This is a genomic window from Hahella sp. NBU794 (genome assembly GCF_050749805.1).
In the GTDB taxonomy this organism is placed as follows: domain Bacteria; phylum Pseudomonadota; class Gammaproteobacteria; order Pseudomonadales; family Oleiphilaceae; genus Hahella.
Genome location: NZ_CP192738.1, coordinates 3,149,620 through 3,163,202 on the forward strand (window position 1 = coordinate 3,149,620; position 13,583 = coordinate 3,163,202).

Annotated in this window: 11 protein-coding genes; 8 read left to right on the plus strand and 3 right to left on the minus strand. The window is 58.3% G+C overall.

Annotated elements, in window-relative coordinates; genetic code table 11:
* Positions 1-23 precede the first annotated feature (23 nt).
* The 7 genes from ACQYWX_RS14055 (at position 24) to ACQYWX_RS14085 (ending at position 7,908) form a co-directional block, all read left to right on the plus strand.
* The gene (locus ACQYWX_RS14055; protein ID WP_431689233.1) at positions 24-290 is read left to right on the plus strand and encodes an STAS domain-containing protein; all 267 of its coding nucleotides are present in this window, start codon (positions 24-26) and stop codon (positions 288-290) included.
* Between the two features lie 268 nt (positions 291-558).
* A complete protein-coding gene (locus ACQYWX_RS14060; RefSeq protein ID WP_431689234.1) occupies positions 559-2,691 on the plus strand; it encodes a chemotaxis protein CheW in 2,133 nt (710 codons plus the stop codon).
* Positions 2,692-2,829: 138 nt separating this feature from the next.
* Positions 2,830-4,488 (plus strand): methyl-accepting chemotaxis protein, encoded by a 1,659-nt coding sequence (locus ACQYWX_RS14065; RefSeq protein ID WP_431689235.1) that lies wholly within the window; start codon positions 2,830-2,832, stop codon positions 4,486-4,488.
* Positions 4,489-4,518: 30 nt separating this feature from the next.
* Positions 4,519-5,031, plus strand: coding sequence for a chemotaxis protein CheW (locus ACQYWX_RS14070; protein ID WP_216736174.1), 513 nt, complete (start codon positions 4,519-4,521; stop codon positions 5,029-5,031).
* A complete protein-coding gene (locus tag ACQYWX_RS14075; protein ID WP_431689236.1) occupies positions 5,031-5,870 on the plus strand; it encodes a CheR family methyltransferase in 840 nt (279 codons plus the stop codon). The genes ACQYWX_RS14070 and ACQYWX_RS14075 overlap by 1 nt, the downstream gene beginning before the upstream one ends.
* Positions 5,843-6,802 (plus strand): chemotaxis protein CheD, encoded by a 960-nt coding sequence (locus ACQYWX_RS14080; protein WP_431689237.1) that lies wholly within the window; start codon positions 5,843-5,845, stop codon positions 6,800-6,802. Before ACQYWX_RS14075 ends, ACQYWX_RS14080 begins: the two co-directional genes overlap by 28 nt.
* Entirely contained in the window at positions 6,799-7,908 is a 1,110-nt protein-coding gene (locus ACQYWX_RS14085; protein WP_431689238.1) for a protein-glutamate methylesterase/protein-glutamine glutaminase, read from the plus strand. Before ACQYWX_RS14080 ends, ACQYWX_RS14085 begins: the two co-directional genes overlap by 4 nt.
* Positions 7,909-7,985: 77 nt before the next feature.
* On the opposite strand, the gene ACQYWX_RS14090 is transcribed toward ACQYWX_RS14085, so the two are convergent.
* The 3 genes from ACQYWX_RS14090 to ACQYWX_RS14100 are packed head-to-tail and all read right to left on the minus strand — an operon-like array spanning position 7,986 to position 12,021.
* Complete coding sequence (locus tag ACQYWX_RS14090; protein ID WP_431689239.1) at positions 7,986-9,107, minus strand: response regulator; 1,122 nt, start codon at positions 9,105-9,107, stop codon at positions 7,986-7,988.
* Entirely contained in the window at positions 9,104-11,494 is a 2,391-nt protein-coding gene (locus ACQYWX_RS14095; protein ID WP_431689240.1) for an ATP-binding protein, read from the minus strand. Before ACQYWX_RS14095 ends, ACQYWX_RS14090 begins: the two co-directional genes overlap by 4 nt.
* A complete protein-coding gene (locus ACQYWX_RS14100; protein WP_431689241.1) occupies positions 11,491-12,021 on the minus strand; it encodes a heme NO-binding domain-containing protein in 531 nt (176 codons plus the stop codon). The genes ACQYWX_RS14095 and ACQYWX_RS14100 overlap by 4 nt, the downstream gene beginning before the upstream one ends.
* A gap of 463 nt (positions 12,022-12,484) precedes the next feature.
* Here ACQYWX_RS14100 and ACQYWX_RS14105 point away from each other — a divergent pair, with 463 nt between their 5' ends.
* Positions 12,485-13,462 (plus strand): calcium/sodium antiporter, encoded by a 978-nt coding sequence (locus ACQYWX_RS14105; RefSeq protein ID WP_216736181.1) that lies wholly within the window; start codon positions 12,485-12,487, stop codon positions 13,460-13,462.
* Positions 13,463-13,583 lie beyond the last annotated feature (121 nt).

A 13,583-nucleotide genomic window follows, 5' to 3' on the forward strand; every position in this document is an offset into this window, starting at 1 on the left:
ACCCGCCCAGGGAGGGAGACACAATGAGCATAGACTCCCAACACGACCCCGAGCAGAACCGGCTGACCCTGAATGGTGAGCTGACGATCTACTGTGCGGCGGAAGCTAAAGCGCCCCTGCTTGAGCATAAAGATATCGACATCGATCTCAGCCAACTGACGGAATTGGATGGGGCGGGCCTGCAACTGTTGATCCTGGCCAAACGGGATCGAGGCGCGCGACTGGTGAACGCCAGTGAGGCGGTCGACAAAGTATTCACGCTGACCGGACTCGCGGACATGTTGGAGTAGAACGGTCTGGCCCGATTGAGCGTATAGAAGAAAAAATAGAAAACCGGGAAATAGAAAAGTCAGAAAAAGCAGCAGGAAGCAGAAGGAAGAAAAAAACATGGGACCGCTTAACGACGGTCCGGGAAGGACCCCTTCTCGAACGCCCGGAGGGCGACAATCAGCCGGTATGACGAATAAGACTTGCCGGGCTGACCGGATTCGCGCTCGCCGATGAATCTGCCTCGGCGACGCAACCCGCAGCCTGCGTCACGGAAAGGGAAGACGGATAATGAGCCTGGATTTCAGCGGCGCCTTAAAGGCCTTCGCCCAGGAAAGCAAAGAACTGCTGGCGGAAATGGAGCAGTCGCTGCTGACCCTGGAGGAGGAGGGCGCCAAAAAGGAACTGGTGGATGCGGTGTTTCGCGCCGCCCACACCATCAAGGGGTCCGGTGGGTTGTTTGGGCTGGACCATGTCGTCGCTTTTACACACGATGTGGAAGGCGTGCTGGACGCTGTTCGCGATGGTCGCCTGGACATTGACGGCGATCTGATCAGCCTGTTGTTGAGTTGCGGCGATCAAATCGGGCGGCTGGTGGAAAGCTCCCTGGCTGGGGAAGTGGAAGGCGAGCTGCTGCGTAAAGGCGCTGCGCTACAGGCGCAACTGCAACGCTATCTGCCCGGCTCCGCCAGCGCCGTCGCCACGCCGGAAGCCGATGTCGGCGAGACGCCACAGGGTGCGCGCGGCTGGCATATCTCTTTGCGCTGTGGTCGCGACTTGCTGCGCGACGGTATGGACCCTCTTAGCATCCTGCATTACATCTCCACCCTTGGCGAACTGGTCCGGGTCACTACCTTCTGCGGGCATATGCCGGCGGCGGAGGAAATGGACCCGGAATCCTGTTATCTCGCCTTTGAAATGGACCTGATCACCGAACAGGCCAAAGAAGAAATCGAGGACGCGTTTGAGTTCGTGAGCGCCAGCAGCGAGGTGCGCATTACTCCGGTGGGCGATCCTGACTCCTGGGACGAAGCCATTGAGGCGACCCCGGATGGTGAGCATCGTCTTGGCGAGATTTTGCTGGATAGCGGCGCCGTCACCCGCAATGAACTGGAGCAGGCCTTGAAACAACAGGAGAGCGTGCCGGAGAGGCCCAAGCTGGGTGAAATACTGGTCGCCCGTAACGCCGTGCAGGAAAAAACCGTCAATACAGCCCTGGAGAAGCAGGCCGGCGTCGTCAAAAAACAGCGTCAGGACAGTTTCCTTAAAGTCGATGCGCAGAAGCTCGATCACCTCATCAATCTGATCGGCGAACTGATGATCGCCAACGCGGAGGTAAGGGTGCGGGCGGAGCGTATTCATGAGTCCGTGCTGCATGAGTCCGTCGCCAACTCCACCCGTTTTATTGAGGCTGTGCGCGACTGCGCGCTGAGTCTGCGTATGGTGCAGATCGGCGATACCTTCAATCGTTTCCAACGGGTGGTGCGCGACCTCGCCCGCGATCTGGGCAAAGATATCCGACTCGTCGTCAGCGGCGGCGACACCGACCTGGATAAAACCCTGGTGGAGCGCATCAGCGAGCCGCTGACCCATCTGGTGCGCAACGCCATCGATCACGGCATTGAATCAGATTCACTTCGTCGGGAGCGGGGTAAGGCGGCCACTGGCGTGATTCGCCTGAACGCCTTTCATGAGCGCGGCAGCATCGTCATTGAAGTCAGTGATGACGGCGGCGGCATGAACCCGGAAAAAATCGTCGCCAAAGCGATGGAAAAGCAGCTGATTCGCAGCGGCGAAGGCATGAGCGACGGCGAAATTTTCAAACTCATTTTCGAACCGGGATTCTCCACCGCGGAGCAGGTGACTAATGTCTCCGGTCGGGGCGTGGGCATGGACGCAGTGAAGAAAACTCTGGAAGAACTGCGCGGCAGCGTGGAGGTGGAGAGCGCGCTGGGCAAAGGCTCCACCATTCGCCTACGACTGCCGCTGACCTTGGCCATCATCAACGGCTTTTTGGTGGGAGTGGGGGACAGCAAATATGTGGTGCCCCTGGAAATGGTGGACGAATGCGTCGAGTTGAACGGTGATGGCGGCGGCGACTTTATGGGCCTGCGCGGGCTCGCGCTGCCGTTTCTGCGATTGCGTGATCTGTTCAGTATCGACGGCCGTCCCTCCGACCGGCAAAGCGTGGTGGTGGTGCAATACGCCGGCCGCCGCGCGGGGTTGGTGGTGGACCGTTTGATGGGCGAATTGCAAACCGTTATCAAGCCTCTGGGCGACATCTTTACGCCATTGAAATGGGTCAGCGGATGCACCCTGCTGGGAAGCGGCGATGTGGGGTTGATCCTGGATATACCGGAACTGGTCACCCGGGCGGAAAACGCTCAGAACCAGTCTGTGGGCAGGAAAATGGCGGCGGGCTGACGCCAGTATGAATGGCATGTCCGACGGAACGAATTCACTGACTGAAGCCTGTAATAAAGCCAGTACTAAAGCTAGTAACAAAGACAGCAACGAAGCCAGTAATGAAGAGAGAAACACTGGAAACATGGGAGAGGGATCATGGGTTGGTTTAATAATCTGAAAGTCTCCGTAAAGCTGATAGGCTCCTTTCTATTGATGCTCGCGCTGATGGCGGTGGTGGGGTATCTCGGTATCTCCAACATGGGCAAAATCAACGAGTCTGACACCAAGATGTATAAACGCGATACCTTGGGCATCTCCCACATCAAGGAAGCCAATATCCAGCTTCTCAACCAAAGCCGCGCGCTGCGTAACCTGATGCTGGCCAGCTCCATGGAGGAGCGCGAAGCGTTCATGCGCTCGGTGCAGGAATTTGACACGGCCATGCACAATGAGCTGAATATCTCCAAAAGCATTGCTGAAACGGAAGAAGCGAAACGTCTGTATAAAGACCTGGATCGCGCCTATCAGGAGTTCATTCCGCTGCGGGATCGCTTGTTGAACATCATCAGACAGGAAAGCCTGATGTCCAACCGCGATTCCGTCGAGTTCGCCATGACCACGCTGCGTCCAAAAGCGGACGCGTTGGATAACATGATGACAGAGCTGGTGCAGGTGATTGAGCAGAATGCTGAGGCTACCTCCAAATCCAACGATGAGCTATACGCCACCAGCAAAACCGTGATGCTGGCGGTGATCGGCGTCGCCGCCATATTGGGTCTGATGCTGGGTTTTATTATCTCCCGCGCTATTTCCCGTCCGCTCGGACACGCGGCGGATGTGGCCTATCGTTTATCTGAAGGCGATCTGAACGTGAGCGTCAACGTCAACAGCCGGGATGAAACCGGGCAGGTGCTGGCGGCCATGTCGCAAATGGTGGAGAAATTCACAGATATCATCAGCGACGTGCGCAGCTCCGCGGACAATTTGTCCTCTGCCAGCGAGGAAGTCAGCTCCACGGCGCAGTCCCTTTCCCAAGCCGCCAGCGAACAGGCGGCCAGCGTTGAGGAAACCACCGCGTCCATGGAGGAGATGAACGCCAGCATTTCGCAAAACACCGAAAACGCCCAGGTCACCGAGGACATCGCCACTAAGTCATCCCAGGAAGCGCAGGAAGGCGGACAGGCGGTGCAGGCCACCGTCACCGCCATGCGCGATATCGCCGGCAAGATTAAAATCATCGACGACATCGCCTATCAGACCAACTTGCTGGCCTTGAACGCCGCCATCGAAGCGGCGCGGGCGGGGGAACACGGCAAAGGCTTCGCCGTGGTGGCGGCGGAAGTGCGCAAGCTGGCGGAACGCAGCCAGACCGCCGCGCAGGAAATCAGCAACCTGGCCGACAACAGCGTGGATCGCGCAGAGCGGGCGGGCTCCTTGCTGGAAGAGTTGGTTCCCTCCATTGTGAAAACCGCCGGTCTGGTGCAGGAAATCGCCGCCGCCAGTTCCGAACAGGCCAGCGGCGTGGCCCAGGTCAATACCGCCATGACGCAGGTCAGTCAGGTGACGCAAAGCAACGCCTCCTCCAGTGAAGAGCTGGCGGCGACGGCGGAAGAGCTGAGCAGTCAGGCCCAGCAACTGCAGCACATCATGGCGTTTTTCAAACTGGGCGACAGCAGTCCCAGCAGCGCCGTGCGGGCGGTTGTTCCGCGAGAACCAGCGCCCAAGAAGACCGCCAAGGTCAAACCCTTGCGGGTGGTCAACAAGCCGGCGGCGGAAGCGCCGGAGCCGGACGAAGCGCATTTCATTCGTTTTTAATCGGAAACCCTCGCCTGGAAGGAGACGGATATGGCTCAGGCATTGGAAACAAGCGCCCAGCCCGCGGACAGCGAACAGTACCTCACTTTTATGCAAAGCGGGGACATGTACGCCATTCCTCTGTTAGGGGTGAAGGAAATCATCGAATATGGCGGCATCACTCCGATTCCGACATTACCAAGTTTCATCCGTGGGGTGATCAATTTGCGTGGTCGGGTGGTGCCGGTGATCGACCTGGGCTGCCGCTTCGGCAAAACCGAGCGGGAAGTGACCCGGCGCACCTGCATCATCATCGTGGAGGTTGGCTCAGGAGAAGAGAGCCAGGACATGGGGGTGATCGTGGACAGCGTGAGCGCGGTCATTGATATTCCCATGTCCAATATTCAGCCGCCCCCGGCGTTCGGCGCCAAGATCCGGGTGGATTTCATTCAGGGCATGTGGAAATCCGATGATCGCTTTGTCATCGTCATGGACATTGACCGGGTGCTGTCCGTGGATGAAATTACCAACATGGCGGAGGCCTTGCAGGAGAGCGTGGCCTGATGGTCAAGATCGTCGCCAGTGAAGGCGCTGCGCCGAAGTCCGGTCTTTATCGCATCGGCGACAGAGAGTTCGCTATCGTTAAACGCTTTGTGCACGATGCGGCGGGCATCTTTCTGACCGACGCCAAGAAGAATCTGGTCACCGGTCGTCTCGCTAAACGTCTGCAGGCGCATAACCTGCAAAGCTATGGCGATTATCTGAAGCTGATTGACGCCGATGCGGAAGAGCGCCAGATTGCGCTGAACCTGCTTACCACCAACGAAACCTATTTCTTTCGCGAGCCCCAGCACTTTGACTTCATGCAGCGGCACATCTTGCCTCAGCGTGCGCGAGGCCGGCCGTTTCGGGTTTGGAGCGCGGCCTGCTCCACGGGAGAAGAGCCCTATAGTATCGCCATGTTGCTGGATGACTCACTGGGACAGTCCAATTGGGAAATTCTGGCCACCGATATTTCCACTGACGTGCTTACTCACGCCAGGCGCGGATGTTACTCCATGCAGCGGGCGCAGCATATGCCGCCGAATTACCTGAGGCGGTACTGCCTTAAGGGCGTGGGGCCGGAAGACGGCAATCTGTTGGTGGACAAAAAATTGCGCGGAGTCGTGCAGTTCAAAAACCTTAATTTAAACGCCACGCTGCCCAATGTAGGGCTGTTCGACGTGATTTTTTTACGCAATGTCATGATCTACTTTCAGGCGGACACCAAGCGTCAACTGATCGCCAAATTGATACAACACTTGCATAAAGGCGGTCACTTGTTCATCGGTCGATCAGAGAGTCTGAATGGCGTGACGGAGCAACTAGAGCAGATATGTCCCGCCGTGTATCGCAAACCGTAATCACCAAGCCTGAGGAGCCCCTGGAGATATTTCTGGATGCGGGGGAGTTGTATCTGGCGGAGGCCGACACGCGTATTCGCAGCCTGCTCGGGGAGGGGGGCATCGTCACCCTGTGGCACCCGCACCTGAAGCTCGGAGGAATGTGCCACTTTAAAAAAGTGCGCATGGACGCCGGCGAGCCCACCGGCCGAACGCTGAACGCCGCCTATGCGGATGCGGCGCTGAGTCTGCTGCAATTGGAGATGGTGCGCGCTGGCGCGCCGCCTCGCCGCTTTGAGGCGAAATTGTTTGTCTTCGATGGACCGGATGCAGACAAGACGGCGAAAGAGGCGGGCCAGCTGCTGCATGACTTTGGCTTCAAGCTGGCCATGGATCACAACGGCAGCGGCAATCTGGTGTTCGATATCTGGAACGGAGACGTATGGATTCAGAAAGACGCTCCCAGCATGATCGACGCCGGCAAAGCGCCGCAGGACATTCTGGAAGTCTATCTGGACCCGGGCGAATGGTATTTTTCCGACGCCGACACCCGCATGAAGACGCTGCTGGGCTCCTGTGTGGCGGTGGTGCTGTGGCACCCAAAAAAGCGCCTGGGAGGCATGTGTCATTACATGCTTCCGCAACGCAACGGCGGGGCGCCCAAACAGGGGCTGGACGGTCGCTATGCGGACGAGGCGATGCAATTACTGGTGGACGCCTTAAAGAAGGAGCGTACGCGGCCGCAGGAGTACGAAGTGAAAATATTCGGAGGCAGCTCTATGCTGGAAGGGTCCTCAATCAACGTGAGTAAACGCAACATTGAAGCGGCGTATCGTCTGCTCAAACACCATGGATTTCGAATAATGGGCGAAGACCTGGGCGGCCGGGCGCATCGCAATCTGGTGTTTGACGTCTGGAGCGGCGATGTGTGGCTAAGGAAGGGAAGCCGATGAACACTAAGATCAAGGTCATGCTGGTGGATGACTCGGCGGTGGTCAGGCAGGTGCTGCAGCAAGTGCTGGAGCGGGATAAGAATATCGAAGTGATCGGGGCGGCGGCGGACCCCATTTTCGCGCAATCGAGGATGAGCAAGCAGTGGCCCGATGTCATCGTGCTGGATGTGGAAATGCCGCGCATGGACGGCATCACCTTCCTGAAGAAACTGATGGCGGAGCGGCCCACGCCGGTGGTGATGTGCTCCAGCCTGACCAGCAAGGGCGCGCAGACCAGCATGAAAGCGCTGGCCGCCGGTGCGGTGGCGGTGGTGGCGAAACCGACCGTGGGAGTGAAGGAGTATCTGGAGAGCGCCGCCGGCCAGTTGATCATGGAAATCAAAGCGGCGGCGAAAGCCAATATGCGCAATATGCCGACCGCAACGGTGGCGCCGGCGCAAGCCGTGACGACTCCCGCCAAATTCTCCGCGGACGCGGTGATTCCTCTACGCTCCAGCGGCTCGACGGTCTCCACCAACAAAATCGCCGCGCTGGGAACCTCCACCGGCGGCACCCAGGCGTTGGAATATGTACTGACGAGGCTGCCCCGTAATTGTCCAGGCATTGTGATCGTGCAGCACATGCCGGAAAAGTTCACAGCGGCGTTCGCTGAGCGCTTGAACAGTATCTGTGAATTGGAAATCCTGGAGGCGGAAAGCGGCTATCAGGTGGCGCCGGGACGCGCGCTGATCGCTCCTGGCGGTAAGCATATGCTGCTGCGGCGTAATGGCGCGCAGTATTTTGTGGAGATCATGTCCGGGCCGCCGGTGAATCGACATCGGCCATCCGTCGACGTCCTGTTTCGGTCGGTGGCCCAGGCGGCGGGCCGCAACGCGTTGGGAATCATCATGACCGGCATGGGGGACGACGGCGCAAAAGGGCTGTTGGAGTTACGCAATGCCGGCGCTTTGACCATTGGTCAAGATGAGCGCTCCTGCATCGTTTACGGCATGCCGAAAGAGGCGGCGAAAATAGGTGCGGTAGCCCGGGAAATTTCTCTGGACCGCATCCCTCAGTGCATTCTGGATATGGGAGCGTCGCTCACCGCCAGCGCCCAGCGGGGATGAAACACAAAGCGCGCCCACAAACAGGGGATGGAGAGGTGACGTGATTAGGGGCGTGAGAGCTTGAAAACGGGGCGAGATCACGCCCCCCGACAGTGCTCCATGCGATGGATAATAGCCTCTAACTGTTCATCCAGCCCGGTCACTTCTTCATAGGTTTTGAACGTGCGCTCCAACCCGTTGCGCACCACCTTGGTGAGAGTCTCTTCCTGACTTTCCAGCAACGCCAGACTATCGTAGGCGATCACCAGTTCATCCAGGGTTTGCTCCAGCACCTGAAACGCGGTTTTATGTTGGCGTTCACGCACTTCGTTGATGTCTTTCAAGGCTTTACGGCTGTCCTGCAGTACGCCTTCTATCAACGCGATCAATGTCTGGTTTTCAAGTCCTTGACGGCGGAACTCGGCGCACTCCAGCAACAGCAGTAAATTGTCGCGGGCGCGGCCTTTCTTCTCGTCATCGTCAGGCATTTTGGGCACCAGCAGGGAAAACGGTGGAATGTTGACCAGTAAGCGCTTATTGAATTCCAGTAGCCGCTGCTCCTGATCTTTGACTTTGAGCAGCAGCTCGGACTCCAGCGGTGAGACAAAGCCTTTGCTGCTGTGGCTGACTTTGTCGTTCTCCAGATTGATCTGTACGGTGCCCTGCAGGTCGAATTCCTCCAGGGTCTCAATGATCAGTCCCGCCAGATCAGCCAGCGTGTCCACCCTCATGCTGCGGCGCAGGAACTCCAGAATCACCCCTTGTTCGCCCGCGACGGTGATGGCGGTCATCGCGGTGGACATGGCCGCCTGTTGCGCCTCCTGGCCCGCTTTGGCCTGTTGCATCTGCTGAATCGCCATGCGCACTTTCTTGCGCAGTACGTCCGGTTGCGCGGGTTTGATCAGGTAATCCCGGCCGCCGGCGTCATAACCCGCCAGTTTTTCCTCCACCGTATCGTGGGCGGAGACGAAGATGACTTCTATATGTTGTGTAGCGGGATTCGCCTTCAGCCGTCGGCAACATTCATAGCCGTCCATTTCCGGCATGGTCACGTCCAGCAGCACCACATCCAGCTCCGGATCTTTCTCCGCCATCTGCAAGGCTTTGGCGGCGCTGGTGGCGGCTTGCACCGCATATTCGTCTTTCAGGTTCTCCAGCAGGAAATGCAGGTCGTTTGGAGAATCGTCGACGATCATCACATGGGGCTTTTCGTCGCTCATTGTGGTTCACCCTGAGTTTGAATGAGTTGGGATAAGTGGGTTTGAGCCTGCTCGATATCGAACTGAAACAACGCTTCCTCCAGCTGCGACAGCGCTTGCACCTGCGGTGGATCGCTGACGGTGGCGCGGAGTTGGGCGAGGGATTTCTGCGCCTGCCCCAGATCGCTTTCCAGGTAGTCTCTTAGTTGCAGCAACTGCGGCAGCAATGGACGCTGATCTTTGCTGAGCATCGACGGCGCAGGAGCGGATTCGTTTTGCTCCAGGCGCGACAAGCCGGTCAGTACTTCCTCCAGCGTTCGCAGCAGCGGCGCCATCAGGTCGCGGGTCTGACTTTGATTGCCAGCGCGGGCGGCGCTTTCCACCGCGCCGGCGGCCTTGCCCAGCGCCTCCGCGCCAATGGTCGCGCCGCTGCCTTTGAGGCCATGGGTAATGATGGCGATTTCACTGAGCGCATTCTGTTCCGCCAGGGTTTGCAATTCCTTGGGGGCGTCCTCCCACTTTTCATAGAAGCCGCTAAGAATGCGTTGAAACAGGGGCCATCGTCCTCCCAGGCGCTGTAAGGCTTCGGCGATGTTGAGGCCGGGCAGGGAGGGAATTTCGTGCCCTCCGGCTGGCGCGGTGATGACGCTTTCCCGCGTCGCCGGCGCGGGGGTTTTACTGCGCAGCCAATGGCCCAGCGTTTCGAACAGTTCTTCGGCGGCGAAAGGTTTGACGATATGGCCGTTCATGCCGGCGTCACGGCTCAGGTCGCGATCGCTTTGTTGCGCGTGAGCGGTCATCGCCAGAATGGGAATCTCCTGATAACGTCCGCCCAGAGCGCGAATGGCGCGGGTGGCGTCGAGCCCGTTAAGCTCGGGCATCTGCACATCCATCAGAATCAGGTCGTAGTCTTTGCCCTGTACGGCGTGAACTGCGGACAGGCCGTTGTCCACCACATCCGGCTTGACGCCGACGGAGCTGAGCAGGTCGATCGCCACTTCCTGATTGACCACATTGTCCTCCGCCAGCAGCACTTTGGAGCCGCCGAACCACCAGCTTTGCTGGTCCTCATCGTCGTCGTGGTCATCCAGGCAACAGGCGCGGCAGTTTTCGCCCACATAATGGTTTTGCAACAGGACGAATAAATCATGGGGACGAATGGGCGAGCGTAATTCGGAGTACAGAGCTTCCCCGCTTTCCAGGTCCACCTGGGCGCCGAATACCCGCACGGCGGTCGGAATCTGGTCGCCGTGTTTGTTACGTAGCCAGGCCAGGATTTCCTGCGGCGGCGGCTGTTGGTGAACCAACATCAGGTCGAAGGGGCGGTAGGCGCTTTCCAAGGCTTTCAGAGCTTCTTCGGTGGAGCTGGACGGAGCCAGTATATCCACGCCGAGTTCACGCAGGCCTCGCTTCAGGAAGGGGGCAATGGACTCCTCCGCCAACAACAGAATGGGTTTGTCCGCCCAGGGCGCCGGCGGCGGCTCCCGGGTCGATCCGTCAATAGACAGGGAGAGATAAGGCAGGGAGAAGTAGAAGTCGGCTCCAACGCCGGGTTCGCTGCGCACTTGCAGACGACCGCCCATGGCTTCCACCAGCCGGGAGCTGATGGACAGGCCCAGCCCAGTGCCGCCGTAGCGCCGGGTGTGAGAGTCGTCCGCCTGACTGAACGGCTCGAAAATCTGCTGCTGCCGATCTGCGGGAATGCCGACGCCGGTATCCGCCACGCCGAACATGAGGCGGTCCTCCACCGGGTAGCAGTACAACGACACTTCTCCCTGTTTGGTGAACTTCACTGCGTTGGACAACAGGTTGCAGATGATCTGCTTGAGCCGGGTAGGGTCTCCCATGATCTGATCCGGCAGATGGGCGGCCAGAGTCAGCGTCAACGTGAGCCCCTTATCGGACGCCTGGCTGCAAACCACGGGCAGGCAACTGTCCAGCAGACGACCAAGCGAGAAGGGAATGCGCTCCAGATTGACCTTGTCCGCCTCCAGTTTGGAGAAATCCAACAGATCGTTGATCACCGTCAGCAGCAGTTTGCCGGAAGTGAGGGCGGTTTTGGCGCGGGCCTTTTGTTCCCGTGACAGGTCGCCATGCATCATGGCCTGCAGCATGCCGATCACCCCATTCAGGGGCGTGCGGATCTCGTGGCTCATGTTAGCGATAAACAGACTCTTTGCCTTGTTGGCGGCCATGGCCTCATCCCGCGCCTCTTCCAGTTTTTTGGTGCGGTCTTTGACCATGTCGCCGAGGGAGTGCACCATGCCTGCGGTTTTCTGCAGGGCGTCCTCCAACAACAGATGGCTCTCATACAGTTCGCTGGCTTTCAGTTCCAGCAATTGCTCCGCCTGATGACGGGCGGCGCGCTCCCGGGCGAGGGCGCGCTCAAGAACGGCGATTTTGGTCATTGGATTTTATTCAGCTCAAAGGTGATATGGTCCTTTTCTTCGGTGCGCTGACTTAATACGACTCCGTCATTGAAATGGGCTATTGCGCCCTGTATCAACCCCTCCGCCAGGTCTTCCAGATGTCGGGTTGAATAGTAATAGAGCAGCAGTTGGTCGGGCTGCGGCTGACTGCAATCGAAACGCGGCAGTTCCGCGTCTGGATAGAGCTTCTGTACTTCCTGGTGGATATAAACGTCGATTTTGCTGAGAAAGTCGAAGGAGCCGTGGATGTCCTTGAAGAATTGCGGATACAGGACATAGAAACGGCCGAATAAATGATTACCGAATGTTTTCAACAAGTCAGGGATGGGAGCGTCGTGACGGGCGCTGAGCGTTTTCAGCAGTTCGACCATTTCACTGTGGTCGTAGGTGCCTACGGAGGTGTATATCCCTGAAACGCCGGATTCTTCAATAAGGGCGTCGACTTCCTCAAGCCCGAATTTATCCTCCACCAGTTGCAGAAATTCGGTGAAAACGATGCCTTTCATCTTGTTTCTCTTCCTGAGCAGGTCCGTTACCAAAATTGTAGCAGTGAAGGTGGGCAATGCAATGTAACCTGAGCGATTGTTAATGCGGCGAAAGCCGCGGGGCGCAAGGGCTTTAGCGATGGCTGCGGCTGCGGCGGAAGCTTTAGGTTGTCCCTGTTGAAGGAGTTTGCTAGGATTCGCCCACTCTTAGGGGAGTAGTCTCCCGGCGATAGCCGGGACGGTCGTCAACAGTCTCCGGGCGCAAAGTCCGTGGCGATCGTGTCCCTCCCAGGATTGATGAGACCTAAGACGCACGAAAAGCAGCCAGGGGTGGATGTTTTTCGTGCGTCTTGGCGTTTATCTTTCCACCCCAGAGGCTGCAAATGATGAATATACTTGCTCTTCATAATGCCGATTCCGTTCCATGGAACTTGGTTACTCTTAAGGCGTATGCGCCGAATTCCGTTAATTGCGAGGTGATCGCATGATGCTTGCATTGCTTGCTATTGTCGCTGGCCTGGCGCTGCTGGTTTGGAGCGCAGATCGTTTTGTGGATGGCGCCGCCGCGACGGCGAAGCATGGAGGCATGCCGCCCCTGTTGATTGGGATGGTGATCGTGGGGTTCGGCACATCCGCCCCGGAAATGGTGGTGTCGGCGCTGGCGGCGTCGGAGGGCAACCCCGGTCTGGCGCTGGGTAACGGTTACGGCTCCAACATTACCAACATTGCATTGATTCTTGGTCTGGTGGCGGTGATCAGCCCCATCGCCGTACACTCGCAGGTGCTGCGCAAAGAACTGCCGATTCTGGCCGCCATCACCCTGCTATCCGCAGGCTTGTTATGGGATGGCGACCTGACCCGCGTCGACGCGGCGATTCTGCTGGTGGTGTTCGCCGGGTTGATGGGCTGGACCATTCGCGAAGGCATGCAGCAGCGCTCCGATGCGCTGGCGTCGGAAGTGGACGATGAAATGATCGCGCACCCCATGCCCCTGAAAAACGCCATATTCTGGCTGGTGGCCGGCCTGATTCTACTGATTATCAGCTCGCGCATTCTGGTGTGGGGCGCGGTCACTGTGGCGCACAGCCTGGGCGTCAGCGACCTGATCATCGGCTTGACCATCGTGGCCATCGGCACTTCGCTGCCGGAGCTGGCCTCTTCGCTGGCGGCGATCCGTAAGGGCGAGCATGACCTCGCCATCGGCAACGTCATCGGCTCCAACCTGTTTAATACGCTCACCGTTGTCGGCATCGCTGCGGCGATTCATCCTCTGGAAGTACAACCGGAAGTTCTGTACCGCGATTGGACATTGATGGCCGGCCTCACCCTGGCGCTATTCGTCATGGGCTTCGGCTTCAAAGGCAAACAAGGCCGCATCAACCGCGTCGAAGGCGGCATTCTGCTGGCGGTGTACCTGGCTTACACCAGCTACCTCGGCTACACCGTAGTGGCCGCTGCCTAAACAGATCGAAGCGGGCGTTGGGATAGGGTCCCGACCGCCCGCGGATGATTTATTTCCTCATTGTTATGCCGCATTCTAATAGCCGGTTAATGCGCCTGGACTTCCATGCACATGTTCGCCG

Coding starts and splice junctions, on each gene's coding strand:
- ACQYWX_RS14055 (WP_431689233.1), top strand. CDS start 24: ATGAGCATAGACTCCCAACACGACCCCGAGCAGAACCGGCTGACCCTG.
- ACQYWX_RS14060 (WP_431689234.1), top strand. CDS start 559: ATGAGCCTGGATTTCAGCGGCGCCTTAAAGGCCTTCGCCCAGGAAAGC.
- ACQYWX_RS14065 (WP_431689235.1), top strand. CDS start 2,830: ATGGGTTGGTTTAATAATCTGAAAGTCTCCGTAAAGCTGATAGGCTCC.
- ACQYWX_RS14070 (WP_216736174.1), top strand. CDS start 4,519: ATGGCTCAGGCATTGGAAACAAGCGCCCAGCCCGCGGACAGCGAACAG.
- ACQYWX_RS14075 (WP_431689236.1), top strand. CDS start 5,031: ATGGTCAAGATCGTCGCCAGTGAAGGCGCTGCGCCGAAGTCCGGTCTT.
- ACQYWX_RS14080 (WP_431689237.1), top strand. CDS start 5,843: ATGTCCCGCCGTGTATCGCAAACCGTAATCACCAAGCCTGAGGAGCCC.
- ACQYWX_RS14085 (WP_431689238.1), top strand. CDS start 6,799: ATGAACACTAAGATCAAGGTCATGCTGGTGGATGACTCGGCGGTGGTC.
- ACQYWX_RS14090 (WP_431689239.1), bottom strand. CDS start 9,107: ATGAGCGACGAAAAGCCCCATGTGATGATCGTCGACGATTCTCCAAAC.
- ACQYWX_RS14095 (WP_431689240.1), bottom strand. CDS start 11,494: ATGACCAAAATCGCCGTTCTTGAGCGCGCCCTCGCCCGGGAGCGCGCC.
- ACQYWX_RS14100 (WP_431689241.1), bottom strand. CDS start 12,021: ATGAAAGGCATCGTTTTCACCGAATTTCTGCAACTGGTGGAGGATAAA.
- ACQYWX_RS14105 (WP_216736181.1), top strand. CDS start 12,485: ATGATGCTTGCATTGCTTGCTATTGTCGCTGGCCTGGCGCTGCTGGTT.